This is a genomic window from Curtobacterium sp. MCLR17_051, assembly GCF_003234395.1.
Lineage (GTDB): Bacteria > Actinomycetota > Actinomycetes > Actinomycetales > Microbacteriaceae > Curtobacterium > Curtobacterium flaccumfaciens.
The window spans coordinates 1-25,976 of record NZ_QKTA01000013.1; the positions used below are offsets into that span (position 1 = coordinate 1).

Consider the following 25,976-nt stretch of genomic DNA (forward strand, 5'->3'; position numbering starts at 1 on the left):
CCACCGCCGCCGGACCACCCCGCCGAAACGCCCCCCGCACACGACGACGCCCGCCTGCCGGAGCGGCAGACGGGCGTCGGGAGTGCAGTCGAGCGGGAGCGTCAGGCGCGCGCCGCACGCAGTGCGCGGAGGTTCTCCTTGTCGGCACCGAGCGCGGTGAGGAGCAGGAGCACACCGACGATCGCGTGGAACACGTTGTCGGTGGTGTTCAGCGCGAAGACGTTGGCCGAGGTGTCGACGAAGACGAAGCCGTACACCGCGAAGAGGACGAGCAGGACGCCGACGAGCAGGTTGCCGTTGCGCGATCCGACGGTGTTGCCGAGGCCGGTGATGAGCAGCACCGCGGCGAGCAGCACCCACACCAGGCAGAGCGCCGGGTTGACGCCGAACGCGTTCCACAGCATGCCGCCCTGGCGGTTGAAGAAGCCCGGGTCGCCGTCGGCGGCGAAGAAGAAGCCCAGGACGCCCCAGAGTGCGAGGACGCCGCCGGCCGTGAGTGCGAGACCCCGGTTCGGCGAGGCGATGATGCCCGGTTCCTTGATGGCCACTTCGGTTTCCTCCTCGTACACTGCCGACGCGACGTGCGTCGGTCCCGCGTGGTGCGACGGCCCGGCGGGGATCACCGATCCCCTCGTGTCAGCGCGCAGTGCACGGCCGACGGGGGTGCGGTTCCCAGCCTCCGGCCGGTGCTCCAACGGTATCGTGTCGGACCCCGACCGACCCAATCGCAGCGCCGCCGCCAGTCGTGCGACGAGCCCGACGACGACCACTCCCAGGAGGACCAGCCCGGTGACCTTGACACCCGAGCGCAGTGCATCCGAGTCGCGCGGACCGTGGGTCTCGCGGCGGGGGCGGTGGGCTGCGCTGGCGGCTCTGGGGTTCGTGATCGTGCCTCTCGTCTACGGGGTCGCGGTGCTGACCCCGGTCGGTCAGAAAGCGGAGGACGCCGCGCTCGGCGGGGTCCGGGAGTCCGACCTGTTCAGTTCGGACACTGCGCTCAACGTCATCTCGGTGCCGGTGATCCTGTTGCTCGTCGTCGTGATCGTCGCTGTGGCGTTCGCCAGACGGCGGCTCTCGGTGGGACTCGGCGCGGGGGTCGTGGTGCTCGCGTCGGCGGCCACCTCGACGCTCGTCAAGCGTATCGCCGTGCGCCCTGAGATCGCTCAGTCGACGACGCCGAACTCGTTCCCGTCCGGGCACGCGACGATCGCACTGGCGGCGCTGTTCGCGGTCCTGATGGTCACGCCTCGTCGGTTCCGCCCGCTGGTGACCATCGTCGGCGTCGGGTACGCGGTCTTCGTGGCGAACCAGACCGTGGTCTACGGCTGGCACCGCGTCAGCGACATCATCGGCGCCTGCGCGATCGCGATGTTCTGGCTCGGGATCGTCCGCGCGGTCGGACCCCGGGTCGACCGCGGGCTCCGGGGCGACCGTGACGGTCGGCGGGGGCCTCGGCAGGTGGTGAGCGTCGTGCTCCTCGTCGCGACCGGGCTCACGCTGGCGATCGGTGTCGCGGCGCTCGTGGTTGGCCTGACCGGTGACGGCGCGTACGACCACGCCGCGATCCTGGTGGCGGGGCGGTTGGCGTCCAGCGCGAGCGTCCTGGCGGTCGTGACCGTCGTGTGGTTCCTCGACGGGATGCACCACGCCGCGCGCACCGACCCGGCCACGCTCACCCCCTGACCCGGCCACGCTGCCGACCGCCGGCTGACCCGGGGAGCCGAGCCGGGCCTCCAGGCCGCCCGTCCGACGAGCGCGAGCCTGGCGGGAATGCCACGCCGTGCGCTACGTTGTACCCAGCAAGTCGATGCAAACGCATCGATATCGCGAAAGGCGGCGCATCATGCAGTTCGGCATCTTCACGGTCAGTGACGTCACGACCGACCCCACGACCGGCACCACGCCGGACGACACCCGGCGCGTCCGCGACATCCTGACGATCGCCGAGCACGCCGACCAGGCCGGGCTCGACGTCTTCGCGACCGGTGAGCACCACAACCCGCCGTTCGTGGCCTCGTCGCCGACCACGCTGCTCGCTTACCTGGCGGCGAAGACGAAGGACATCACGCTGTCCACGTCGACGACCCTGATCACCACCAACGACCCGGTGCGCATCGCCGAGGAGTACGCGATGCTCCAGGTCGTGTCCGACGGCCGCATGGACCTGATGATGGGCCGCGGCAACACCGGCCCCGTCTACCCGTGGTTCGGGCAGGACATCCGCCAGGGCGTCAACCTGGCGATCGAGAACTACGCGCTCGTCCGCCAGCTGTGGGAGAACGACGTCGTCAACTGGCAGGGCAAGTTCCGCACGCCGCTGCAGGGCTTCACCTCGACCCCGCGTCCGCTCGACGGTGTCCCGCCGTTCGTCTGGCACGGCTCGATCCGCACGCCGGAGATCGCCGAACAGGCCGCCTACTACGGTGACGGCTTCTTCCACAACAACATCTTCTGGCCGATCCAGCACACCGAGCAGATGGTCGGCCTGTACCGCCAGCGCTTCGAGCACTACGGGCACGGCCGCGCCGACCAGGCGATCGTCGGGCTCGGCGGTCAGTTCTTCGCGCGGAAGAACTCGCAGGACGCGATCAACGAGTTCCGGCCCTACTTCGACAACGCCCCGGTCTACGGCCACGGCCCCTCGATGGAGGACTTCACCGCCCAGACCCCGCTCACCGTCGGTTCGCCGCAGCAGGTCATCGACCGGTACGCCGCGATGAAGGACCACGTCGGCCACTACCAGCGCCAGCTGTTCCTCATCGACCACGCCGGTCTGCCGCTCAAGACGGTGCTCGAGCAGATCGACATCCTGGCCACGGACATCGTGCCGGAACTGCGCAAGCTGAACGACGAGGGTCGCCCCGCCGATGTCCCGTCGGACCCGCCGTCGCACGCGGCACGTGCTGCTGCCGCGATGGCGGCCGGCACGGTCGGCAGCGACCACGTCGCCGCCGAGGATGAGTGGACGGGCGCGTCGGTCTGACGCTCCCAGCGCTCCCAGCGCTCGCTTCGTGAGCAGGAACGGTCGGGTCCCGCGAGGTGACCCGACCATTGCTGCTCACCATGCGCGGTGGGCGCGACCCACAGGCGGACGGGAGGCGCCGTGCCAGCTGGCACCGGGCCTCCCGTCCGTCTCGGCGCGAGTTCTCGGACCGCCCTCGCCTCACGGGGTCAGCGACACCTCACGGGGTCGCTGGTGCGTGAGCTGTCGCTCAGCGCGTGAGGTCGGCGACGGGGCGGGCCGGCACGAGCTTGAGGCCCACGACGCACCCGACGATGCCGGCGATGAACAGCAGGCGCAGCACGGTGACGGGCTCTGCGCCGGTGGCCATGCCCCACAGCACGGTGAGGGCGGCGCCGGTACCGGTCCACACCGCGTACGCCGTGCTGATCGGGATGTGCTTGAGGACGTAGCCGAAGGCGACCAGGCTGATCACGATCGTGACGGCGAACACGATCGTCGGGCGGAGCTCGGTGAAGCCGTCGCTCTCGCCGAGTGCGGTCGCCCAGACGGTCTCGAGCGCGGCGCTGACGAACAGGACGATCCAGGCCACGTCAGCTCACCACCTTGAGGCCGATGACGCACGCCACCAGGCCGAAGACCAGGGCGAGGCGGGCGAAGGACGCGGCCTCCTGTCGACGGAGGATCGCGACGACCACGGTCAGGGACGCCCCGATGCCGACCCAGACGGCGTAGGCGGTGCCGACGGGGATGCTCTTCATCGCGAACGCCAGCCCCACCATGCTCAGGGCCATCCCGGCGACGAACACGATCGTGGGGACGACCTTCTTGAAGCCGTTCGAGGCGCTGAGGGCGGTGGCCCAGACGGCCTCGAGCACGCCGCTGAGCACGAGGATTGCCCATGCCATGACGATGTCCTTTCCTGCGGGAGTCGTTCGTTCTCGTTGTCGTACGACTGTGCGACAACGACCTCGACGGTAGCACGTCTTGGTACGACTGTGCGAGTATGGCGTCGTGGCCAGGAGCATGGACGTCGACGAACGGCGCCGCACCGTGTCCGAGGCGGCGTGCCGGGTCCTCGTGCGCGACGGGCTCGGAGCGTTGAGCGTGCGGAACGTCGCCGCCGAGGCGGGGCTGCCGCCGAGCACGGTCCGCTACACGTTCCCGACCCAGGCGAGCGTCCGCGAGCACACCATCACGCTCGTGTTCGACCGGATCCGCGAGCGCATCGACGCCATCCCCGACGACCTCACGCCGGCCCGACGCGCACGCCGGATCGTGCTCGAACTGCTGCCCCTCGACGAGGAACGGGTCGTCGAGCTCGAGGTCTACCTGGCACTCGGCAACGCCGCGCTCACCGACGTCGGGCTCCGGCCGACGCTCGACCGGACCGTCGCGGCGATGCGGACGTGGTGCGAGGAGGTCCTCGGGCTGCTCGGGGTACCGGCGGACGACCGGGAGTACGAGGCCTGCCGGCTCCACGCGCTCCTGGACGGGCTCGCGATGCAGGTCGTCCGACTGGCTCCGGGGGAGTCCGGCGACTGGGCGATCGACGTGCTCGACCGGCACCTGGACGGCGTCACCGCGGGTTGAGCCGCCCCGTGCGCAGCCCCGGGCAGGACGCGTCACCTATCCTGTCCCGGTGACGACGACCACGCGGCCGCCGCAGCGCACCCGGAGCCTCACCGGCCCCGGCCTGGTGCTGCTCGCCGTCGTCGTCCTGCTGGGCATCCGGCTGTTCTCCCCGAGCATCGGGTCGACCGGGCTGCCGGACGTCGTGCAGGACTTCCTCACGCTGGCGATCAGCGTCGTCGTCGAGTCCCTGCCGTTCGTGGTGCTCGGCATCGTGCTGTCGATTGTCGTCGAGGTCTGGGTGCCGGTCGGCGCGCTCGAGAAGGTCCTGCCGCAGAACGCCTTCGGCCGTCGCGCCGTGATCTCCCTGATCGGCATGCTCTTCCCGGTGTGCGAGTGCGGGAACGTGCCCCTCGCCCGCGGCCTGATGATGCGTGGGTTCACGCCGGCCGAGGCCGTCACGTTCCTCGTCGCGGCCCCGATCCTCAACCCGCTCGTCATCATCAGCACCGCGCAGGCGTTCGGTTGGTCCGGGTGGATCCTGCCGGTGCGCATCGTCGGCGGGTTCGTCATCGCGAACCTCGTCGGCTGGATCGTCGCCGCGCACCGCCGTCCGGCCGACCTGCTGCTCCCCGCCTTCGAGGCCCGGTGCCGTGCGGCCGTCGGGGCGCCCCGCGGCCTGCACCGCTGGCGGCAGAGCGCCGCGCAGTTCGGCGGCGAGACGGCGACGATGATGCCGGCACTGTTCGTCGGTGCCGGCCTGGCCGCGGCGATCCAGGTCGCCGTGCCCCGATCGACCCTGGTGGCCGTCGGCTCGAACCCGGTGCTGTCCGTCGCGGCGATGATGCTGCTGGCGATGACGGTGTCGCTCTGCTCGAACGTCGACGCCTTCTTCGCGCTGTCCTTCGCGTCGACGTTCCTGCCCGGGTCGATCACGGCCTTCCTGATCATCGGGCCGATCATCGACGTCAAGATGATCGCCCTGCTGCGCACGACGTTCCGGGTCCGCTTCCTGGTGCTGCTGTCCGTCGTGTGCGTCCTGTTCGCCGGAGCCGTCGGGTTGGTGATGAATGTCCTCGTCTGATGCACGCAGCAACGCGGCCGCGTACCTGGGTCTCGGGTCGGTGCTGGCCGCCGCCCTCTGCACGCTGTGGCTCGCGCTGGTCGGGCACCTCGACCTGTACATCAACCCGCGCTACTCGGTGTTCACGGTCGTGCTCGCCGCCGTCGGGGTGCCCGCGTCGATCGCCGGACTGGTGGCCACCGCCCGCGGGTACGGCCACACGCACGGCGACGACGAGGACGACCTCGACCTGCACCAGCAGCAGCGGACGGGAGGCCGCGGTCGCGCCGTCCGCCTCGCCCTCGGCGGAGCCGCCGCCGTCGTCACGATCGGTGTCACCGTCGCGATGCTCGTCCTGCCGCCGACGACCCTGTCCGCCCGCACCGCCCAGCAGCGGAGCGTGGACTCCGCGACCCTGTCCAACGCCACCGGCTCGGAGTCCGCGGTGCAGCTGCTCGGCAGCGAGGGCGTCGACACCTCGGAGTACGGCGTCAAGGACTGGGCCGCGCTGATCCGGCAGACCACGGACACCACGGCCCTGGTCGGCAAGCAGGTCGAACTGACCGGCTTCGTGGTGCCGGGCGACGACGGGTCCTTCACCCTCACCCGCTTCGTGATCAGCTGCTGCGCCGTGGACGCGCAACCGGTGGGCCTCGGTGTCGTGACCGGCGACGGCGACGGCACCGGGACCGTCCCCGACGAGGGCCAGTGGGTCACCGTCCGCGGAGCCCTGGCCGCCAACCCGGACCAGTCCGCCGACGCCCGCATCGTCGTCAAGGCCGCGAAGATCACCGACATCGCGCAGCCCGAGGACCCGTATGAGTTCTGAGCGCCGCCCCGTCGCACACCGCTTCCACCGCCGGTACGTCGCCGTCGTGGTGGTCCTCGCCGTGGTCGCCGCGCTCGCCGCGGTCGTCGGCTCGCAGCAGGGCCCGCGGCTCCGCGACGTGTCCTACGACGCGACCGGCCTCGTCACCCGTCCGGCTCAGCGGGTGATCCTGACGGCGAACCAGGCGCTGCAGCCGGTCGCCGCCGCCGACGTCCGGGTCAGCCCGGCTGCGGCGCACACCGTGACCTCGAGCGGCAACACCATCGCCGTCGAGTTCGCCGGACCCCTGGCGTACGACCGCGAGTACACCGTGACGGTCGCGGGCGTGCGGGCACCCGGGCAGCGCGCCACGTCCGACCTGACCGCGGCGATCCGCACCGGCAGCACCGACGTGCTCGCACTCGTGCCGGGGCAGGCCGGGGCGAAGGACCGCATCGTCCGTCGATCCCTCGACGCGGGCGGCGCCACGACGGTCTACGAGGGCATCGCGATCTCCGAGTACGCCCGGCTCGGCCGTTCCCTGGTGGTCGTGAGCGGCACGGACGCCAGCTCGTCCGTCGACATCGTGGCGCTGAGTGGTGGTGTGCAGGACGCCGACGCCCCCGTCGAACACCTCACCCTGCCGACCGCCGAGGGCCGCGTCACGGCGCTCCACGTCGCCGACGACGGTGCCTCGTTCGGGTTCGAGTACGCCGACACCTCGACCGGGCAGTCCCGGAACACCGGCCTGTACGTGGTCGACATGACGGGCACGCACATGCCCACCGCGATCGCGGCGAACGGCAAGCCGAAGACGGGGGCCGTGCCGATGACGGTCGGGCAGTGGGCCTACGTGCCGCGCACCGAGAGCGCACTGGTCCGGACGGGCAGCGACGACCTGGTGCTCGTCGACATGAGCGGGCGTGCCGACCCGGTCCGGCTCGGCAGCGCCACCTACCTGCACGGTTTCGTCGGCACCGGCACCACCGCCGTCGTCGAGACGGGCACCGGGATCGAGCGGCTGGACCTGACCGACGGGTCGAAGTCGGCGCTGCAGGCGCCCGCCGCCAGCACCGATGCGGCCGTCCTCGGCCGCATCGCCCAGCTGTCCGACGACACGTACCTGCGGGTGCTGGGGGACGTGCGGTCCGACGGCACCATCGCGGCACGGATCGTGCGCGTGGACGGGGGACGGGCCTCCCGGCTGCCGGTGACGATCCCCGACGACGCGAGCGTCACCGCGGTCTGCCCGTCCCCGAACAGCCAGTTCGTCGCGGTCGCGACGAAGTCGGCGGCCGGCGAGCTCGTGAGCATCGTCGACGCGGCCTCCGGCGCGCTCGAGGCGAGCATCGACGCGGGCTCCGTCGACTGGTGCGGCGCGCTGCCGTCCGGTGACGAGGTCGGCTGACGGCACCGAGACGACAGACGGGAGGCCCGGTACCAGCTGGTACCGGGCCTCCCGTCTGTCAGGTGGTGACGACTACGCCAGCGTGGCCGCGTCGATCACGAAGCGGTAGCGGACGTCCGAGGACAGCACGCGCTCGTAGGCCTCGTTGATCTGGTCGGCGCTGATGAGCTCGGTCTCCGGGAGGATCCCGTGCTCGGCGCAGAAGTCGAGCATCTCCTGGGTCTCCTGGATGCCGCCGATGGCGGAACCCGCCCAGCTGAGCCGACGCGGGATGAGCGCGAAGGCCGGCACCTCGAGCGGCTCGGACGGAGCACCCACGTTGACGAGCGTGCCGTCGACCTTGAGCAGGCCGAGGTAGGCACCCATCGGGATCTTCGCCGAGACGGTGTTGATGATCAGCTCGAAGGAGTTCGCGAGCTTCTCGAACGTCTCCGGGTCCTTCGTCGCGTAGTGGGCCTTCGCGCCGTAGCGGAGCGAGTCCTCCTGCTTCGAGGTGGTCTGCGACAGGACGGTGACCTCGGCGCCGAGCGCGACGGCGATCTTGACGGCCATGTGGCCGAGCCCGCCCATGCCGACGACGGCGACCTTGGTGCCGGGGCCGGCGTTCCAGTGGTGCAGCGGCGAGTAGGTCGTGATGCCGGCGCAGAGCAGCGGCGCGACCTTCTCGATGTCGAGCGACTCGGGGACACGGAGGACGAAGTCCTCGTTCACCACGACGGCCTGCGAGTAGCCGCCCTGGGTGATCGAGCCGTCGGCCGGGTCGACGCTGGCGTAGGTGCCGATGTTGCCCTTGAGGCAGTACTGCTCCTGGCCGGCGACGCAGTTCTCGCACTCGCCGCACGAGTTCACCATGCAGCCGACGCCGACGCGGTCGCCGACCTTGTGCTTGGTGACGTTCTCGCCGACCTCGGTGACGTGGCCGACGATCTCGTGGCCGACGACCTGCGGGTACTGGATGGGGCCCCACTCACCGCGGACGGTGTGGATGTCCGAGTGGCAGATGCCGGCGTAGGCGATGTCGATCGCGACGTCGTCCGGGCCGACGTCCCGACGGGTGATGGTGGTCTTGACGAGCGGCTCGGTCGCTGACGGTGCCGCGTACGCGTTGACGGTGCGCAATGATCTCCTCGTGGGGGTGGTGCGTTGCGGGCCGGTTCCGGCCCGGAACCAGTGTGCGCGCAGCCGCGGCCGGGTGGGAGGTACAACCAGGACACCCCTGTGCCCGCGGACGGGCGCGTCGCGTCGTTCTGCTCGCTCAGGCGAGCCGGGCCAGCCGCTGCCCGGCGATCGTGGCGAAGCGCAGCGGGTCGGCGAGGGCGTCGTCGGGTTCGCCGGTGGTCTGCGTCGCGAGCACGGTGAGCGACGCGGCGGCCGCGTAGTCGCCGAGCGGGGCCTCGATCGCGCCGGCGACGAGCATCGAGCGGGCTCCGGGAGCGTGCGCCGCGGTCAGGTCGCGGACCACCGAGGGCACCTTGCCAACGGCGCTCTGCCCGTCGAAGCGCCCTTCGCCGCTGATCACGACGTCGGCCCCGTTCGCTCCACCGGCCCCGTTCACGTCGGACCCCTCGAGCAGCCCCGGCAGCCCGAGGACCTCGGCGACGGCCGCGGCCCCACCGGCGAGCGTGGCGCCCCACACCAGCAGGCCGAACCCGACACCGCCAGCAGCTCCGGCGCCCGGGGTGTCCGGGTCGACGTCGGGGAACCGCGCGGCCCAGGTGGCGAGCCGGTCGTCGAAGGACGCCACACGATCGGGCGTGATGCCCTTCTGCGGGCCGAAGACGGCGGCGGCACCGGTCGGACCGAGCAGCGGGGAGGTCACGTCGGTGAGCACGGTGACACCGAGTGGGGGGAGCGCGCGGAGGCCGCCGGTGCCGGCTCCTTCGCTGTCGAGTCCGAGTGCCTCGAGCACCGGACGCCCGCCGTCGGTGGACGCGCTGCCCCCGATGCCGAGCACGAGCCCCGTGGCACCGGCGTCGAGCGCGGCGGCGATCGCCTCGCCGAACCCGCGGCTCGTCGCCGCGTCCGGCATCGGTGCGTCGAGCAGGGGGAGGCCGCTCGTCGCCGCGAGCTCCACCACCGCGCGGCCGTCGGGCAGCCGCAACCAGTGGGTGTCGACCGGCGTGCCGGCCGGCCCGGTGACGGTGACGGGGACCCGGACTGATCCGGGGACGGCGGTCTCGAAGGCGTCGAGCGTGCCCTCGCCGCCGTCGGCCATCGGGACGAGCACCACGTCGTCGTCGGGGCGTTCGGTCAGCCAGCCGGCACGGACCGCCGCAGCGATCGACGCCGCCGTCGCGGTGCCCTTGAACGAGTCCGGAGCCACGATGATGCGCACGGCTCCCACCGTAGCGGCCGGTCGCCAGACGACGGCGTGCGCAGAAGACGACGGCGTGTGCGCGGCTGTGAGACGCCGGTGTGTGCGCAGGACGCCGCGTCGTCCGCGAGACGCCTCCGGATTCGGCGGCGTCTCGACGACATGACGGCGTCGAACGAACACGCCGGCGTCTCGCGAACGACCGCGCGCTGGCGTCAGGACGCGGGCACCGCCTCCGGCAGGGCGAAACGCGGGTGCGGCACGCCGCCCATGGCGAGGTCCGCGAGCATCTCGCCGAGCAGCGGCGCGAACTTGAAGCCGTGCCCGGAGAACCCCGTCGCCACGGTCAGCGGCCCGACCCGGTCGATGACGAAGTCCTCGTCGGGGGAGTTGTCGTACAGGCAGCTGATGAACTCAGGCTTCGTCGCGTCGACCCCCGGCACGTACCGCGCGACGTACGCCTGCAGTCGCTCGGCCTCGGCCGGCACGGGAGTGAAGTCCCGGTGGTCCGGGTCGACGACGGGCCCGGTGCCGTGGAACCCGACCTTGACGCCCTCACCCGGCGTCAGCAGCCCGTACACGTCGTCGCCGTCGGCCCAGTGCACGAAGCTCGGCCAGGCGGCGTCCGGCAGGTGGCTGGGGAAGTGGGCCGGCTGTTCCTGGGTGACGCGGATGGCCGGGAGGTCCGCCCCGCGTCCGGCGAGCAGCTCGCCGACCAGCGTGGGGGCCCACGAGCCCACCGCGGCCACCACGGACGCGGTGCGGACGGCGCTGCCGTCGGACAGCGTCACGGTGACGTCGTCGCCGTGGTCCTCGAGCCCGGTGACCCGGGTGTCGAACCGCAGGTCGGCGAGACCGGTCGCTTCGGCCAGCGTGAGGAACACCTCGATCGTCCGCTCGGAGCGGATGCGCCCGGCGGAGGGATGGGTCAGCACGCGCCCCTCGAACGCGATGCCGGGCCAGCGCGCCGCCGCCTGGTCCGGGGTCAGCGACTCGTGCGGGATGTCCGCGTCGGCGAGGGCGGCGGCGATCGCGTCGATGACCTCGGGCCGACCGTGGTCGACGGCCCCCGTGCGGACGATGAGCTCCTCGCCGGCGGCGGCCTCGAGCGCTCCCCACAGTTCGAGCGCCCGGCTGGTCAGCGTGACGTACTCGGGGTCGGCGTAGCCCTGCCGGAAGATCCGGGTCGCACCGTGCGAGGAACCGAGGTGGTGGCCGCGAGCGTGCTGTTCCACGAGCAGGACGCGCTCGCCGCGGGCGGTGAGGGCGTACGCGGTCGCAGCGCCGACGACCCCGGCACCGATGACGACCACGGGTGCGGTGTGTTCGGGGAAACCGGAGGAGGAGGACATGCGGCGAGCGTACGTCCGACGGAGCGAGTGACGGGAATCGAACCCGCGCTACCAGCTTGGGAAGCTGGAGTTCTACCATTGAACTACACTCGCGCGCCCCGCAGAACGGGACTCGGCAAGCCTAGCGGATTCTCGCCTGGAAGCCAGCCGACCGCGCACCGTACGCCGTCTCGCGGGCGCGTGTCGCGCCTCCCGAGTCTCCGCTGTGAGGGTGCGAGCCTGACGGACAGGTGTCGCCCCCGTGTGTACCGTCCAGGGAGTTCCAGCCCCGAACCGAGGAGGACCCGGATGGTCAGGCATCCCCTCATCGACGACGTGGTCGGCTCGGCGATCGTGGTCGAGTCCGCCTCGCCCGTCGTGTGGCTGACGGACGCGCTCGCCTCGCTGCTCCGTCGGTCGGCGGACGCCGGACGGACGGTCGTGCTCCGCACCGGCCGGGCCGCGGCGATCACCCCGGCTCTCCGGCACGCGCTCGGCGCGTACGGCGCCGCGTGGGCGGTGTCCGACTTCGACGGCACACTGCGTGACGGCCGGACCGGCGTCGCCGCATCGGACATCGAGGACTTCGTGCACCGCGGCCCCGAACTCGTGGGCACGCCGTCGCCCGAGCACCCGGTCTCGGCCGACTCGGTGCGACAGATCAGCATCGACCTGACCCTCCGGCACCACCCCGGCCGTGCGGTCGACATGGGCTCCGCGATCGAGGCGCTGTGCCACACCGTCGGCACCTGCCCGACCCGGTGGGGCACCGCCGAACCGCTCACCGTGCCGTGGGACCGCTGGGTCGTCACGCAGTACGCGAAGCACGAGGCACCCGGCATCTCGACCTCGTACGCCGTCGGTGAGGGGTTCTCCGCGACGATGACCGCGCACCTGGTCGGCGGGGTCGTCGTCGAGACGATGTCCGCCGTGCTCACCGTGCCCGAGGAGAACACCGACCCGGGGCTGGCGAACCGGATGTTCGACGCCGTGCAGCGGGTCGCCGACCAGGTCGTCCCCGTGTTCGGCGTGGTCATGCAGCGCCGCGGCGACGCGGACCACCTGGTGCGGGCCGTCTCGCACGGCGAGCCGTCGCCGCTCGCCGTCGTCGTGGGCCCCGAGGCCGCCGGCTTCCTGGACCGCGACGGCGTCTGGCCGCCACCGCGCACCACCACCGCGACCTTCGCAGCCGGCTCCGGCTCGGCCGCTCGTCCGGATGCCGACGCGGCTGACGACGGCGGCATGATCGTCCGCTTCGAGGACGGCTGGGAAGCGCTCGAGTCGTTCCTCGACCGCATCGACGAAGACCGCTTCCTGCAGCTGGTCGGCGGCGCACCGCTCGACCCCGCGCACGACGAGGGCACGCTCGACGGACACGTCCGCGACGACCGGATGGTGGGCGGTCAGGGTGCCGCGTGACGTCACCATCCTCTGCCGCCAGCCGGTGGAGACGCGCGAGGTGGCGGAGGCGCTCCTGCTGCACGACGAGACCTGGGGTGTCCGGGCGCTCGACGACGGTCCGATGATGCAGGTCTGCCGTGACGCCACCCACCCGGTGATCACCGTGCTCGGCGTGCGGCGGGTGGACTCCTTCGACGAGGTCGAGCGGATCCTGCCGGACGCCCCGACCCTGGCGACGCCGCTGTGGTGGGTCGACACCGTGACGCCCGCCGGCCCCGACGGGGAATCGGGGATCTCGGCCGCGCTCGAGGCCGCGATGGACCTCGACGCGGTCTGTATCGTCCACGGGGACTGACCGGGGCTGCGCCCGCCGTGTGGCCGGTGCTGTGGGTCAGTCCCGCTTGCTCATCGCCGCCAGGCGCTCGTTGTAGGCCTTCAGGTCGGCGTCACCGTCGCGGTCGGCCTTGCGGTCGAGGCGCTTCGCGTCGCGCTTGTCCGAGCGCATCCAGTTCCGGACGACGAGCAGGGCCACGAACACCATCGGGAGCTCCGAAGCGCCCCAGGCGATGCCGCCGCCGGTGTGCTGGTCGTCGAGCAGTGCGGCGTCGTTCGTCTGGCCCAGCGCGTGGAACCAGTCGATCGCGAACACCGACTGCGACGTCATGACCGCGACGCCGAAGAACGCGTGGAACGCCAGGGTGGCCAGCAGGGTGATGATGAGCATCGGGTACGGCGGGCGCTGCGGGCCCGGGTCGACACCGACGAAGACCCAGAAGAACAGGTAGCCGCTCAGGACGAAGTGGATGATCATCGCGACGTGCCACTCGTGCGACTGCATCGCGGCCTGGTACGCCGGCGTGAAGTAGAACACCACGAGGGACCCGGCGAAGATGATCCCGGCGACGGCGGGCTTGCCGAGGAACTGCATCCAGCGGGAGTGCACGAAGAGCATGAGCCACTCGCGGGCGCCGCGTGAGCCGTCGTTCCGGACCGGCAGGGTGCGGAGCGCGAGCAGCACCGGGCCGCCGAGCACGAGCGGCAGCGGGACGAACATCATCAGCAGCATGTGCTGGAGCATGTGCGACGAGAAGTGGATCATGCCGTACACGGCGGGGCCGGCCGACGTGGTCCAGATGAACAGGGCGCAGCCGACCAGCCAGGCGATGGTGCGCCCGACGGGCCAGGCGTCGCCGCGCTTCCGGAGCTTGCGCACCGCCAGCAGGTACCAGACGGCCCCGACGACGGCCAGGCCGAGCCACACCCAGTCGATGTGCCACTGGGTCAGGTAGGTCTGCGTGGTCTGTGCCGGCGGGAACGGGAACCCGATCAGGCCGGAGCGGGTGTCCTCGCCCGTCGCCGGGGTCTGCGGGATCGGCGGCTGCGAGCGGGACACGGCGACCGAGACACCGATGGCCACGGCCATGAACACGATCTCGGCCAGGGCGAACCGGGTGAACAGGCGGCGGTCGAGCGGCGCGCGGAGGAGCCCGGGTACGAGCTTCCGGCGCTGCACGATGCCCGCGACGCCGAGCAGCACGAGGATGAGCGCCTTGACGGTGATGAGCCAGCCGTACGTGGTCGTGAACAGGTCGAGCGGGCCGGTCAGGCGGAGCGACGCGTTGACGATGCCGGAGAACGCCACGGCCCCGAACGACCAGCCGGCGAGCGTCGAGTACCGGGCGATCACGCGTCCGGTCGCGCCCTTGGTGCGGGTGCGGAGCAGGACCACGGCGACCAGGCCGCCGGCCCACACGCACACCCCGACCAGGTGGATCGCGAGCGAGTTCACCGCGTTCGCGTGCTCGAGCGACCCGGCGGCGTGGCCGGACAGGGCCAGGGGGAGCAGGGCGAACAGGCCGATCACGGTGGCGAACGCCAGGGTCGTCACCCGGGTGGCGAAGGCGGCGACCACCGTGGCGACGAGGATCGCGGCAGCCGACACCACGAGCGCCTGGCCGATCTCGACCTGGAACGCGAAGAGCATGAAGTTGCGGGCGAACACCGGGCTGGTGAGCGGGACACCGAGGGTGTTCGCGCCGGTCAGGACGATGCTCACCGCGGCGGCCAGGAACCAGACGGCGCCGGTCGCTGCAGCCCACCGGGTCGCACGGTGCTGCACGCTGGACAGGGCGCCGTGGTCCTTCTTCTGCGCGGGCAGCGCGAAGGCGGCGACGATGAGGAGCCCGATGGTCAGCGCCGCCATCGTGTCGTGCACGACGCGGGCGATCGGCAGGCCGTACTCGACGACCTCACCGGCGGACACCAGCTGCTGGCTCGCGCTGAAGGCACCGGTGATCGTCAGCCCGAGGATCGAGCACGCGACGGCCAGCGGGATCGCGATGACGAGGACCGTCGCGACGGTGGACGAGCGCCCGGTGGTGGGGGCGGCGTCCGGCGCTGACCCCGTGGGCTGGGTTTCGGGTGACGTGACGGTCATGACCGTCCAATCGTAGGCGTGTCGGCTGGACGGCGGCCCCTCGGATGCGCGCTCAGACCCGCCGTTCCCAGATGCCCTCGCAGCCGACGCCGACGAACCCCACGGCCTCGTTCACGTCGAGCATGTGGCGGTTCTCCTCCGCGTTGAACGTGATGACCGAGGGGCGCCCCGGGAACCGCCGGTCGAGCTCCTGGATCCCGACGACCTTGAGCAGCCAGCCGAGCCGGTGGCCGCGGTGCTCGCGGAGCACCAGGGTGTCCCACTGCTGTGCCGGCCGTGCGGGGTCGTCCGGCACGGACAGCTGCGTGAAACCGGCCAGGGCGGTCGTCGGCAGGTGCTCGACGGCCACGGTGAGCAGGGTGCGCGGTGCCCGGGCGAGCTCGTCCTCGTGCTCCCGGAGCCGTTCGGCGGTCCAGACGTCCTCGGGCTCCTCCATGTCCCCGGCGGGCGCGTCGGTGCTCATCCGGGTCTCGAGCAGGGCGATGCCGTCGAGCCACTGCTCCGGCGTCCGACCGGTCCAGGCGTGCACGCGGTACTCCGACCCGGCGGCAGCAGACGCCCGCTCGTGCAGTCCGCGCACCACGGATGCGTCGGCGGGCAGCGGGAGCCGGCTGATCCGGTTCACCTGGCCGAAGTGCCAGCCGCGGGCGGTCAGGAACCGCACCCCCGCCTCGTCCTCCGGGACGGCGCCGAACCCCGTCGGGGCCTGCACGTACCCGGGACCGGATGCGGGCCCGACCTGTCGCGAGACGGCGTACGTCTTCCACTGCGTGCGGCCGTCGGCACGGGCCATCGACTCCAGGAGGTCGGCGAGCAGCGTCCCGACACCGCGGCGCTGGTGCTCGGGGTCGACGCCGACCGACAGCCAGCAGTTGGTGGTGCCGGGCTCCTGCTTCGTGTCGTACGAGCCCGCACCGACCACGGTGCCGCGGTCGTCGCGGGCGACGACGAGCCGGCTCGGGGCACCCGGCTCGCGGCACAGCGGCAGGTACTCCTCCGGCGTCCAGGCCAACTCGTGCAGCCCGTGCACGGCGGCTTCGGCGCCGTCGGACACCGCGAGCCACTCGGCGAAGGTCGCGACGGTCGCCGGGTCGTCGTCCATGGTGGCGGGCACCGTGATCTCGTCGACGGTGTACGTGGTCATCACTGCTCCGAACGCCGCCCGCCCGGGTGGTGGGCAGCCTGGCAGCATACCGGCGCGACGCCCGCTGCCGCTAGGCTTCGTCCGTGCTGCTCTCCGACCGCGACATCACCGCCCAGCTCGCTGCAGGCCGGATCGGCCTCGACCCGTACGACGCCTCGCTCGTGCAGCCGTCGAGCATCGACGTCCGGCTCGACAAGTTCTTCCGGCTGTTCGACAACCACAAGTACCCGCACATCGATCCCGCGGTGGACCAGCCCGACCTGACCCGCCTGGTCGAGACCGACCCGGACGAGGCGTTCGTGCTGCACCCGGGCGAGTTCGTCCTCGGCTCCACGTTCGAGGTCGTGACCCTGCCCGACGACATCGCCGCTCGGCTCGAGGGCAAGAGCTCCCTCGGCCGCCTCGGCCTCCTGACCCACTCGACCGCGGGCTTCATCGACCCCGGGTTCTCCGGGCACGTGACGCTCGAGCTGTCGAACGTCGCGACGCTGCCCATCAAGCTGTGGCCGGGGATGAAGATCGGACAGCTGTGCTTCTTCCAGCTGTCGAGCCCGGCCGAGAAGCCCTACGGTTCCGCCGAGTACCAGTCCCGCTACCAGGGCCAGCGCGGCCCGACCGCGTCGCGCTCGGCGCAGAACTTCCACCGGGCGGACGTCTCCGACCCCCGCTGAGCGTGCGCCGCTCCCGCGGCGGACGAAATGTTGGATGCTGTGTATCGTTGCAGCATGTCCGCTGTTCCCCCACGGTCCGCCCCGCCACTGTCGGCCGCGGTGCTCATCCGCGACGCCCGTGAACGCGCCGAACTGACCCAGGTCCAGCTCGCCCAGCGCGCCGGCGTCACGCAGAGCGTCATCAGCACCTACGAGAACGGTCGGCGCGAACCGTCGCTCGCAGCCCTGCAGCGGATGCTCCGCGCGGCGGGCTTCACGACGACGATCGACCTGCAGCCGGTCGAGGAACCCCCGCCGCTCCTCGAACGCGTGGTCGCAGCCCGACAGGACCTCATCGAGATCGTGCAGCGGTTCGGCGGGCGGAACCCCCGGATCTTCGGCAGCGTCGCGCGGGGTGAGGACGGTCCGGACAGTGACGTCGACCTGATGGTCGACGTCGACGCGGGGCTCGGCATCTTCGCGCTGATGCGCATCCAGGACGCCGCCGAACGGTTGCTCGGAGTCCGGGTCGACGTGGTCGACGCCGCGGGCATGCGCCCCGGGGTCGTCCGGACCGCGGTGCCGCTGTGAGTGGGCAGCCCGGCATCCGCCGTGCCGTGGCCGACCGCCTCGACGACGTCATCCGAGCGTGCGAGGCGATCCGGCGCTACATCGACGACGAGCGGGTGCCCGAGGACCTGGTGCACGACGCGGTCCGGATGCGCCTGGTCGAGATCGGTGAGGCGGTCCGGGTGCTCCCCGCCGGGGTCACCGCGAGCGAGCCCGGCATCCCGTGGTCGCGCGTGTCCGACCTGGGGGAGCGGCTGACCCGGCGGTACTTCGACACGACGCGTGCGCTGGTGTTCGGCACCGCCCGCACCGACGTCCCGCACCTCGCCGACGCCGCGCGCCGGTTGCGCGCTGCCCACCCCTGACGGACGCGGGCGCGGACCGGACGCGGCCACGTGCCCTGGGTGGACCACACGGCGGACTGGAGGCACGGATCACGACGTGCACCGAGCCTCCCGTCCGCCGTGTGGCCGGCCCCCGGACGACGCAGGACGGCCCCGTCTCGCCGAGGCGAGACGGGGCCGTCCGTGGTGCTGGGGAGATCAGCCCTTCTTGGCGAGCTCCTCGAGGGTGTCGTTGCCCTTGTAGGCCTCGACGGCGTTGTCCTTGGTGACCAGGACCGGCGTGAGCTCGATCGCGGGGACCGTCTTCTTGCCGTTGTAGTTGTTCGTCTTGTCCATCGTCGTGTCGGGCTTGTCGCCCTTCGACAGCGTGGAGACGAGGTCGACGGCCGCCTGGGCCTCCTTCGACGTGTCCTTGAAGATCGTCGAGTACTGCGTGCCCTTCATGATGAGCGGGATGGACGCGGTCTCCGAGTCCTGGCCCGTCACGACGGGGTTGTCCTTGCCGGCGGCCTTGGTCGCGGTGAGGATCGCACGGGCGAGAGTGTCGTTCGGCGACAGGACGCCGTCGAGCTCGGTGTCACCCGTGTAGTACTGCGAGAGCAGGTCGGTCATGCGCGACTGGGCCTTCTGCGCGAGCCAGCCCTGCGTGACGACCTTCTGGAACGTGGTCTGACCGGAGACGACCTTGATCGTGCCGTCGTCGATCTTCGGCTGCAGGACGTCCATCGCACCGTTGAAGAACACGGTCGCGTTGGCGTCGTCCGGCGAACCGGCGAAGAGCTCGACGTTGTACGGCTTGTCGCCCTTCTTCTCCTCGAGGCCCTTGAGCAGCGCCTCGGCCTGGAGCTGGCCGACCTTGAAGTTGTTGAACGCCACGTAGTAGTCGACGTTCTTCGTGTTCAGGATGTTGCGGTCCCAGGCGATGACGACGGCGCCACGGTCCTTGGCGGACTTGACCTGCGCGGTCAGCTGCGAACCGTCGGCGGCACCGATGATGACGGCCTTGGCGCCCTTGGTGATCATGCCCGAGATCTGCGACTGCTGGTCGGGGACCGGGTTGCCGGCGTTGGCGTACTGGATGTCGGCCTTGAAGCCGGCGTCCTCGATCGACTTCTTGAACGCGGCACCCGCGAGGACCCAGTTCTGCGAGGTCTTGGCCGGCAGGGCGACGCCGATGAGGTCGCCCTTCTTGATGCTGCTGGTGCTGCCGGCGTCGTCGGACGAGCCGCGTGCCGAGCAGCCGCTGAGGGCGAGGCCCGCGATGAGCGCCAGGCTGAGGCCGGCGACGATCTTCTTGCGCATGTGAGTGCTTTCTCTTCGTTGAGGAGGTGTGGGGCCGGAGCCCCGCTGTGGGGAGGGGTGAACTAGGGGAGGGTGATCTTGTCCGGCTGGTCCTCGATGGACCGCGGCTGCTGGGCGGCCACCGTGTTCTGCTCGGTGTCCTTCCGCTGGAACTGCCGCATCATGCCCCCGATGAGGGACGGACGACCCTGCGACTTCGAGTAGACGTCGAAGGCGACGGCGACGAGCAGGACCAGGCCGCGGATGATCTGCACCTGGTTGGACTCGAGGCCCATGAGCTGCAGACCGTTCGACAGCAGCGCCATCACGAGACCACCGATGATCGAGCCGGAGATCGTGCCGACACCACCGGCGACCGCTGCACCACCGACGAACACGGCGGCGATCGCGTCGAGCTCCCAGCCGGTGCCGTCCGCGGGGCCCGAGGCGCCGGAGTAGGCGACGAACACCATGCCGGCGATCGCGGCGAGGACCGACATGTTCATCATGACGAAGAAGTTGACCTTCTTCGCGGAGACACCGGACAGGACGGCTGCGTTGGCGTTGCCACCGACGGCGTAGACCTGGCGACCGAAGATCGTGTTCTTCGTGACGAAGCCGTAGACGATGGTCAGGATGCCGAGGATGATCGCGACGATCGGGACCGAGGTGCCGACCGGACCGGCGCCGAACAGGTACGTGGCGACGAGCGTGACGGCGACCAGGATGCCGGTGCGGACGATCGAGACCCACAGCGGCGGGACCTCGGCCTGCATCTTCCGACGGCGGGCACGGCCACGGACCTCGATGATGATGAGCGCGAGGATCGTGACGAGGCCGATGAGCAGCGTGCCGTTGCTGAAGCCGAAGTCGGGGCCGAAGTCACCGAGGAAGCCGGCGCCGATCGGGGTGAAGGCGTCCGGGACGGGGACCGACGTCGAGTTGCCGATGATCTGGTTCACACCACGGAAGATGAGCTGACCGGCCAGCGTCACGATGAAGGCCGGGACCTTCACGAACGCGACCCAGAAGCCCTGCCACGCACCGATCAGGGCACCGCACGCGAGACCCAGGATGATGGCGGCCCACACCGGGAAGTCCCACACGGCCATGGACTGCGCCACGACGATGCCGACGACCGCCGCGACCGAACCCACCGACAGGTCGATGTGCCCCGCGATGATGACCATGACCATGCCGAGGGCCAGGATCAGGATGTAGGAGTACTGCAGGAACAGGTTGATGACGTTGGTCGGCTCGAGGATGAGCCCGTTCGTCGTGATCGAGAAGAAGATCAGCAGCACGATGAGGGCGATGATCATGCCGTACTGGCCGATGCTGTTGCCCTTGCCGAAGAGCAGTTTCAGGTTGTTCATGAGGCGGTGGCGCCCTTCCGCGCGGAGGTCATGCTGCGCATGAGCGATTCGGGATCGGCCTGGTCGGCCGGGAGGTCAGCGGTGATCTGGCCCTCGAAGATGGTGTAGATCCGGTCGGAGAGACCGAGGAGTTCGGGGAGCTCGGACGAGATGAGGATGATGCCCTTCCCCTCGGCCGCGAGCTGCTGGATGATCCCGTAGATCTCGAACTTGGCGCCCACGTCGATGCCGCGGGTGGGCTCGTCGAGGATCAGGATGTCCGGGTCGGTGAACATCCACTTGGACAGGACGACCTTCTGCTGGTTGCCACCAGAGAGCTTGCCGACGTTGTCCTCGACGCTCGGCACCTTGGTGCGGAGCATCTTGCGGTACTTCTCGGCGACCGAGTACTCCTCGAGCGAGTCGACGACACCGAGCTTCGAGATCTTCTGCAGGTCGGCGGCGACCGTCGAGCGCTTCACGGTGTCGAGCAGGTTCAGGCCGAGCGCCTTGCGGTCCTCGGAGACGTAGCCGAGGCCGTTCTCGATTGCCTGCTGGACGTTCGTGACCTTGATCTCGCGGCCGTCCTTGATGATCTGGCCGTCGAGCCAGGTGCCGTACGAGCGACCGAACAGGCTCATCGCGAGCTCGGTGCGTCCGGCGCCCATCAGGCCGGCGAAGCCGACGATCTCACCGCGGCGGACGTGGAAGTTCGAGGCCTTGCAGACCAGGCGCGACGAGTCGAGCGGGTGCTGCACGGTCCAGTTGCGGACCTCGAAGAAGGTCTCGCCGATCTTCGGGGTGCGGTCGGGGAAGCGCGACTCGAGCGAGCGGCCCACCATGCCGCGGATGATGCGGTCCTCGTTGACGCCGTCCGCCTTGACGTTGAGCGTCTCGATGGCCTTGCCGTCGCGGATGATCGTGATCTCGTCGGCGATCTGCTCGATCTCGTTGAGCTTGTGGCTGATGATGATGCTCGCGATGCCCTTGGCCTTCAGCCCGACGATCAGGTCGAGCAGGTGCTGCGAGTCGTTCTCGTTGAGCGCGGCGGTCGGCTCGTCGAGGATCAGGAGCTTGACGTCCTTGTGCAGGGCCTTCGCGATCTCGACGAGCTGCTGCTTGCCGACACCGATGTTCTTGATCTGCGTGTCCGGGTCGTCGGCCAGGCCGACGCGGGCGAGCAGGTCCTGCGCACGGAGCTGTGCGGCGGTCCAGTTGATGACGCCACCGCGGCTCGGCTCGTTGCCCAGGAACAGGTTCTCGGTGATCGAGAGCTCCGGGACGAGCGCCAGCTCCTGGTGGATGATGACGATGCCGGCCTGCTCGGACTGCTTGATGTTCGAGAAGCGGACTTCCTCGCCCTCGTAGACGATCTCGCCGCTGTAGGTGCCGTACGGGTAGACGCCCGACAGGACCTTCATCAGGGTCGACTTGCCGGCGCCGTTCTCGCCGCAGATCGCGTGGATCTCGCCGGCGCGGACGCTGAGGGAGACGTCGGCCAGCGCCTTCACACCAGGGAACTCCTTGGTGATCGAGCGCATCTCGAGGATCGTCTCGGGTGCTGTGATCGACCGGGTCTCGAGGCCGGTGTCGATCGGGGTTGACGCCACAGTGCATCTCCTTCTGCCGCTTCGGTGCGGCAGTGTGTTCGGGTGGTTCTGCTGCGGCAGCGAAAGCACAGGGGGCCTGTGTGGACTTCGTTGTCGCGTCCGGATCCGGCTCGGTGTGACGCTCATGTGAACGGTCACATCGGCTGGACGGAGGCAATTTACGCACAGCCTCGGTGCGGCTGTCAATTCGGATTGGTCGCGTTTTCGTAACGGCGTGCGTGATCCGGAGGGAACGCCCCCCGGGTTGGGGCCAGGGGGCTCGGGAGCGCGCGTTTCGTTGCGCGAATCCGCATGCGCGGACGGGAGGCCCGTGGCGGGCTGGCCACGGGCCTCCCGTCCGCTTCATGGTCGCGTCCGGAGCCGCGCTCGCCTTGTCGGAGCGGGCTTGGCTGGTGCTTCCGGGCGTACCTGGTCGGAAGTTCGTGGCAGGTACGCCCGTTTGTGGCAGGTACTCCGTTCCTGGCAGGTACTCCGGGGCGGCCGGGTGGTTCCGGGCGTCCCTGGTCGTTTCGGGCGTACCTGGTCGGAAGTTCGTGGCAGGTACGCCCGTTCCTGGCAGGTACTCCAGGGCGGCCGGGTGGTTCCGGGCGTCCCTGGTCGTTTCGGGCGTACCTGGTCGGAAGTTCGTGGCAGGTATGCCCGTTTGTGGCAGGTACTCCGGGGGCGCGGGGCGGTTCCGGGCGTACCGGGCGTCCCTGGGCAGAAGTTCGTGGCACGTACTCCGGGGCGCCGGACCAGCCCGAGGTGCGTCAGCGCGTGCGGGGCGCGCTGGTGGAGGCGCGCACGACCAGCTGCGGGACGATGTCGATGGGGCGGAGCAGTTCGCCCTCACTCGGCAGCAGCAGGTCCACGCAGCGCCGCCCGAGCTCGGCGAAGTCGACCTGCACCGTGGTGAGCGGTGGCCAGAAGTGCTTCGCCTCGGGGATGTCGTCGTAGCCGACCACGGACAGGTCACCCGGGACGTCGAGCCCGTACGAGCGCGCTGCGTGCATGACGCCGAGCGCCATCTGGTCGTTCGAGCAGAAGATCGCGGTGCAGTCCCGCCACCGCAGCAGCTCGCGGCCCGCGTGGTAGCCGAAGTCGGCGGTCCAGTCGCCCAGGATCGGTGGCGCGACGGCCATGTCGCGGTCGGACATCTCGCGCAGGAACCCCTGCATGCGGGCGTCGGCCTCGATCCAGTCCTGCGGTCCGGCGATGTGCCGCACGTACTCGTGACCCAGGTCGAGCAGGTGCGCGGTCGCGAGTCGTGCGCCCTCCATCTGGTCCACCCACAGGGCCGTCGGGTCCTCGCCGACGCTGGCGCGCATGGTGACGTAGGGGGTGCGGATGCCGAGCTCCGCGATCAGGTCGAAGACCCGCTGCTGGGGTGCGATGACGACGATGCCCTCGACGTCGAGGTCGAGCAGGTGCCCGAGTCCTTCCCGCACGGCGGCATCGGTCGCCTCAGCGATGTTCGCCGTCGTGACCGAGTAGCCGCGGAGCATCGCGGCGTCCTCGATCGCCTGCAGTGCCACGGCCGGACCGTAGTGGGCGCGGCGGGCCGTCAGGACGCCGATCGTGTGGGTCCGGCTCGTGACCAGGGCGCGTGCGGCCCGGTTCGGCCGGTACTGCAGCTGCTCCATGGCCGCCAGGACCTTGTCGCGTGTCTCGGCCCGGATCGCGTCCGAGTTGTTCAGCACCCGCGAGACGGTCTGGTGCGAGACGCCCGCGATCCGTGCGACGTCACGGATGCTGGGCGAACGCGGTTGCTGTGTCCGCGATGACGCCATTGCTGCTCGTTTCCGCCCGGGTGTCGTGGCACATCGATGTGCACGTTCACATCCGGGCCAGATCATTATGCACGTCCGACGGATCGACGCCACCTGTGCGCCGATCCGCCGTCCGCTCAGAGCCAGTTGCGCTTGCGGAAGATCGCCCAGAGCACGCCCATCAGCAGGAGCATGCCGAGGATCGCGACCGGGTAGCCGTAGTGCCAGTGCAGCTCGGGCATGTGGTCGAAGTTCATCCCGTAGACACCGGCGATCAGGCCGGGTGCGAACAGGATCGCCGCCCACGACGAGATCTTCTTGACCTCCTCGCCCTGGCGGTGTGCTGCCCGGGCGAGTTGCCGGCTCTCCTCACCCTGGGCAAGGCTCGCGCTGGTCATCCGGCGCATCGCCTCGTTCTGCTCCTGCGACACCAGGGTGGCGTGCAGGGTCAGGGCGTTCTCGAGCAGGGCGCGGAACGAGTCGACCCGCTCGGTGACACGGAGCGCGTGGTCGTGCACGTTGCGGAGCCGGTGCTGCACGTCGTCGTCCACGCCGTACTTGTCGGCACCGCGGAGCAGCCCCGTGACCATCGCCGGCACCGGGGTGGTGGCCCGCTGGAAGGCGAGGACCTCGCTGAGCAGCTGGTAGATGCGCTTGGAGACCCCCGGGTCGACCTGCCCGGCGAACAGCTGGTCCTCGATGGCGTCGATCTGCTCCTGCAGCACCTGGACGACGGGGCCGTAGCCGTCCACGACCTCGTCGAGCACGGCCGCGGTCACGGCCTCGGACCCCTTCGCCAGGAACTCCGGGTCCGCCTCGACCTGTGCCCGCAGCACCGCCAGGTCGGGTCGGGCGGCGTGCCGGACGCTCACGACGAAGTGGTCGCCGACGAACAGGTGCACCTCGCCGAACTCGACGGTGCCCTCGGACGGGTCGAACCACGCGGGCCGGAGCACCAGGAACAGGGTGTCGCCGTAGCGCTCGAGCTTGGCGCGCTGGTGTCCCTTGCGGGCGTCCTCGACGGCGTTCTCGTGCAGGTCGAACTCGGTGGCGACGGCCTCGAGCTCGTGCGGGTCGGGCCGGAGCAGCCCGATCCACGTCAGGTCGCCACGAGCCGGGCGCGACAGGGTCGACGGAGACTCCACGCGGCGTCCCCGGACGTAGATCGCGTTGTCGATCAGTGCCATGTGCGTGCTCCTTCGGTGGGGAGCAGGCGGGCGCGATGGCGCCCCGGAGGTGATCCGGGGCGGGGCGGGGTCAGCGAGCGGGCGCGACGACCGACACGGGCGGCCGGCCCGATCGAGGATGGTCACCCGACATCGCGCCTCACCTGCCCTTCTCGTCTCGTCGTGGCGGCGCCCAGAGCGCTGCCGACGGTCGAGCGTACGCCTGCGGCGCGGGTCGGACAACCCGTCGCGGCAGACGCAGGAGCGTCAGCGCGTGACGTGCAGCCCGGCGGTCTCGAGCTCGGCGAGCTGCCACCCGAGCCACGGGCTCCAGGCGAACGGCGCGCCGGCGACGGCCTGCCTGAGAGAGTCCTCGGACACCCACGCCCACTCGGCGACCTCGTCGTCGGCGGGCGCCGGGGTGTCGTCGGTCACGGCGCGGAAGACGGGGCAGACCTCGTTCTCCACGATGCCCGAGGCGTCGACCGCGCGGTACCGGAACTCCGGCAGCACGACCTCGACGTCACGCACGGTGATGCCGAGCTCGCGAGAGGCACGACGGCCGATGGCGTCCTCGAAGGACTCGTCCGGACCGGGGTGGCCGCAGAAGGTGTTCGTCCACACCCCCGGCCAGGTCTTCTTCGACAGTGCTCGTCGGGTCACCAGGACGTCACCGTCGGTGTTCCGGACGTGGCACGAGAACGCCAGGTGCAGGGGCGTGTGGGCTGTGTGCACCGTGAACTTGTCCGCCGTGCCGATCGGGGTACGGTCGTCGGCCAGGAGCACCACGGATTCAGGGAAAGCGTTCATCT

At 70.7% G+C, this 25,976-nt stretch carries 25 protein-coding genes and 1 tRNA gene; 11 read left to right on the top strand and 15 right to left on the bottom strand.

Annotated features, from left to right (window positions below):
* Positions 1 to 101: 101 nt before the first annotated feature.
* The gene (locus tag DEJ06_RS18290; protein WP_171907796.1) at positions 102 to 548 is read right to left on the bottom strand and encodes a DUF4383 domain-containing protein; all 447 of its coding nucleotides are present in this window, start codon (positions 546 to 548) and stop codon (positions 102 to 104) included.
* Positions 549 to 888: 340 nt separating this feature from the next.
* On the opposite strand from DEJ06_RS18290, the gene DEJ06_RS18295 reads away from it, so the two are divergent.
* Positions 889 to 1,683, top strand: coding sequence for a phosphatase PAP2 family protein (locus tag DEJ06_RS18295; protein WP_181437344.1), 795 nt, complete (start codon positions 889 to 891; stop codon positions 1,681 to 1,683).
* 160 nt (positions 1,684 to 1,843) lie between these two features.
* Positions 1,844 to 2,983, top strand: coding sequence for a CE1758 family FMN-dependent luciferase-like monooxygenase (locus DEJ06_RS11590; protein ID WP_071404914.1), 1,140 nt, complete (start codon positions 1,844 to 1,846; stop codon positions 2,981 to 2,983).
* A 229-nt stretch (positions 2,984 to 3,212) separates the two neighbouring features.
* Here the strand turns inward: DEJ06_RS11590 and DEJ06_RS11595 are convergent, their stop codons facing one another.
* On the bottom strand, positions 3,213 to 3,554 hold the full coding sequence (locus tag DEJ06_RS11595) for a multidrug efflux SMR transporter (RefSeq protein ID WP_111039385.1): 342 nt from the start codon (positions 3,552 to 3,554) through the stop codon (positions 3,213 to 3,215).
* Position 3,555: 1 nt separating this feature from the next.
* Positions 3,556 to 3,870, bottom strand: coding sequence for a multidrug efflux SMR transporter (locus DEJ06_RS11600; RefSeq protein WP_027464946.1), 315 nt, complete (start codon positions 3,868 to 3,870; stop codon positions 3,556 to 3,558).
* 106 nt (positions 3,871 to 3,976) lie between these two features.
* Here DEJ06_RS11600 and DEJ06_RS11605 point away from each other — a divergent pair, with 106 nt between their 5' ends.
* From DEJ06_RS11605 to DEJ06_RS11620, 4 genes are read left to right on the top strand one after another with little or no spacing between them, the layout of a single operon-like run.
* A complete protein-coding gene (locus DEJ06_RS11605) occupies positions 3,977 to 4,555 on the top strand; it encodes a TetR/AcrR family transcriptional regulator (protein WP_164941264.1) in 579 nt (192 codons plus the stop codon).
* A 49-nt stretch (positions 4,556 to 4,604) separates the two neighbouring features.
* Positions 4,605 to 5,618, top strand: coding sequence for a permease (locus DEJ06_RS11610; protein ID WP_071246228.1), 1,014 nt, complete (start codon positions 4,605 to 4,607; stop codon positions 5,616 to 5,618).
* Positions 5,605 to 6,426, top strand: coding sequence for a TIGR03943 family putative permease subunit (locus tag DEJ06_RS11615; RefSeq protein WP_111039386.1), 822 nt, complete (start codon positions 5,605 to 5,607; stop codon positions 6,424 to 6,426). Before DEJ06_RS11610 ends, DEJ06_RS11615 begins: the two co-directional genes overlap by 14 nt.
* Positions 6,416 to 7,813: a hypothetical protein gene (locus DEJ06_RS11620; RefSeq protein ID WP_111039387.1), complete on the top strand. Its 1,398-nt coding sequence runs from the start codon at positions 6,416 to 6,418 to the stop codon at positions 7,811 to 7,813. The genes DEJ06_RS11615 and DEJ06_RS11620 overlap by 11 nt, the downstream gene beginning before the upstream one ends.
* A gap of 72 nt (positions 7,814 to 7,885) precedes the next feature.
* Here the strand turns inward: DEJ06_RS11620 and DEJ06_RS11625 are convergent, their stop codons facing one another.
* The 4 genes from DEJ06_RS11625 to DEJ06_RS11640 form a co-directional block, all read right to left on the bottom strand.
* A complete protein-coding gene (locus tag DEJ06_RS11625; RefSeq protein WP_071404920.1) occupies positions 7,886 to 8,932 on the bottom strand; it encodes an NAD(P)-dependent alcohol dehydrogenase in 1,047 nt (348 codons plus the stop codon).
* 136 nt (positions 8,933 to 9,068) lie between these two features.
* Positions 9,069 to 10,148, bottom strand: a complete 1,080-nt coding sequence (locus DEJ06_RS11630) for a glycerate kinase (RefSeq protein ID WP_111039437.1) — start codon at positions 10,146 to 10,148, stop codon at positions 9,069 to 9,071.
* Positions 10,149 to 10,342: 194 nt separating this feature from the next.
* Positions 10,343 to 11,479, bottom strand: a complete 1,137-nt coding sequence (locus DEJ06_RS11635) for an FAD-dependent oxidoreductase (RefSeq protein WP_111039388.1) — start codon at positions 11,477 to 11,479, stop codon at positions 10,343 to 10,345.
* A gap of 22 nt (positions 11,480 to 11,501) precedes the next feature.
* A tRNA-Gly gene (locus DEJ06_RS11640) sits at positions 11,502 to 11,572 on the bottom strand.
* A gap of 195 nt (positions 11,573 to 11,767) precedes the next feature.
* On the opposite strand from DEJ06_RS11640, the gene DEJ06_RS11645 reads away from it, so the two are divergent.
* Together DEJ06_RS11645 and DEJ06_RS11650 are read left to right on the top strand one after the other, a co-directional pair.
* On the top strand, positions 11,768 to 12,877 hold the full coding sequence (locus DEJ06_RS11645; RefSeq protein WP_071404923.1) for a DUF6177 family protein: 1,110 nt from the start codon (positions 11,768 to 11,770) through the stop codon (positions 12,875 to 12,877).
* A 25-nt stretch (positions 12,878 to 12,902) separates the two neighbouring features.
* Entirely contained in the window at positions 12,903 to 13,214 is a 312-nt protein-coding gene (locus DEJ06_RS11650) for a hypothetical protein (protein WP_146243392.1), read from the top strand.
* A gap of 36 nt (positions 13,215 to 13,250) precedes the next feature.
* Here DEJ06_RS11650 and DEJ06_RS11655 read toward each other — a convergent pair whose 3' ends face one another.
* Positions 13,251 to 15,296, bottom strand: a complete 2,046-nt coding sequence (locus DEJ06_RS11655; protein WP_111039389.1) for a cytochrome c oxidase assembly protein — start codon at positions 15,294 to 15,296, stop codon at positions 13,251 to 13,253.
* A gap of 52 nt (positions 15,297 to 15,348) precedes the next feature.
* Positions 15,349 to 16,440, bottom strand: a complete 1,092-nt coding sequence (locus tag DEJ06_RS11660) for a GNAT family N-acetyltransferase (RefSeq protein WP_181436759.1) — start codon at positions 16,438 to 16,440, stop codon at positions 15,349 to 15,351.
* Between the two features lie 83 nt (positions 16,441 to 16,523).
* Between DEJ06_RS11660 and dcd the strand changes: the two genes are divergently transcribed.
* Genes dcd through DEJ06_RS11675 form a run of 3 tightly spaced genes read left to right on the top strand, consistent with a single transcriptional unit; the run spans position 16,524 to position 18,025 of the window.
* A complete protein-coding gene (dcd, locus tag DEJ06_RS11665) occupies positions 16,524 to 17,111 on the top strand; it encodes a dCTP deaminase (RefSeq protein ID WP_071404926.1) in 588 nt (195 codons plus the stop codon).
* A gap of 54 nt (positions 17,112 to 17,165) precedes the next feature.
* Positions 17,166 to 17,681: a helix-turn-helix domain-containing protein gene (locus DEJ06_RS11670; RefSeq protein WP_110864943.1), complete on the top strand. Its 516-nt coding sequence runs from the start codon at positions 17,166 to 17,168 to the stop codon at positions 17,679 to 17,681.
* Complete coding sequence (locus tag DEJ06_RS11675) at positions 17,678 to 18,025, top strand: DUF86 domain-containing protein (RefSeq protein WP_084740843.1); 348 nt, start codon at positions 17,678 to 17,680, stop codon at positions 18,023 to 18,025. The genes DEJ06_RS11670 and DEJ06_RS11675 overlap by 4 nt, the downstream gene beginning before the upstream one ends.
* Positions 18,026 to 18,202: 177 nt before the next feature.
* Here the strand turns inward: DEJ06_RS11675 and DEJ06_RS11680 are convergent, their stop codons facing one another.
* From DEJ06_RS11680 to idi, 6 genes are all read right to left on the bottom strand, one after another.
* Positions 18,203 to 19,306, bottom strand: a complete 1,104-nt coding sequence (locus tag DEJ06_RS11680; RefSeq protein WP_111039391.1) for a sugar-binding protein — start codon at positions 19,304 to 19,306, stop codon at positions 18,203 to 18,205.
* 62 nt (positions 19,307 to 19,368) lie between these two features.
* Positions 19,369 to 20,661 (bottom strand): multiple monosaccharide ABC transporter permease, encoded by a 1,293-nt coding sequence (gene mmsB, locus DEJ06_RS11685; RefSeq protein ID WP_111039392.1) that lies wholly within the window; start codon positions 20,659 to 20,661, stop codon positions 19,369 to 19,371.
* On the bottom strand, positions 20,658 to 22,181 hold the full coding sequence (mmsA, locus tag DEJ06_RS11690; protein WP_111039438.1) for a multiple monosaccharide ABC transporter ATP-binding protein: 1,524 nt from the start codon (positions 22,179 to 22,181) through the stop codon (positions 20,658 to 20,660). Before mmsA ends, mmsB begins: the two co-directional genes overlap by 4 nt.
* A gap of 818 nt (positions 22,182 to 22,999) precedes the next feature.
* Positions 23,000 to 24,019 carry a LacI family DNA-binding transcriptional regulator gene (locus tag DEJ06_RS11695; RefSeq protein WP_017886425.1) on the bottom strand — a complete coding sequence of 340 codons (1,020 nt, stop codon included), beginning with the start codon at positions 24,017 to 24,019 and terminating at the stop codon, positions 23,000 to 23,002.
* Positions 24,020 to 24,135: 116 nt separating this feature from the next.
* Positions 24,136 to 25,185, bottom strand: a complete 1,050-nt coding sequence (locus DEJ06_RS11700) for a magnesium and cobalt transport protein CorA (RefSeq protein WP_071404930.1) — start codon at positions 25,183 to 25,185, stop codon at positions 24,136 to 24,138.
* A gap of 246 nt (positions 25,186 to 25,431) precedes the next feature.
* The gene (gene idi / locus DEJ06_RS11705; protein ID WP_110864939.1) at positions 25,432 to 25,974 is read right to left on the bottom strand and encodes an isopentenyl-diphosphate Delta-isomerase; all 543 of its coding nucleotides are present in this window, start codon (positions 25,972 to 25,974) and stop codon (positions 25,432 to 25,434) included.
* Positions 25,975 to 25,976 lie beyond the last annotated feature (2 nt).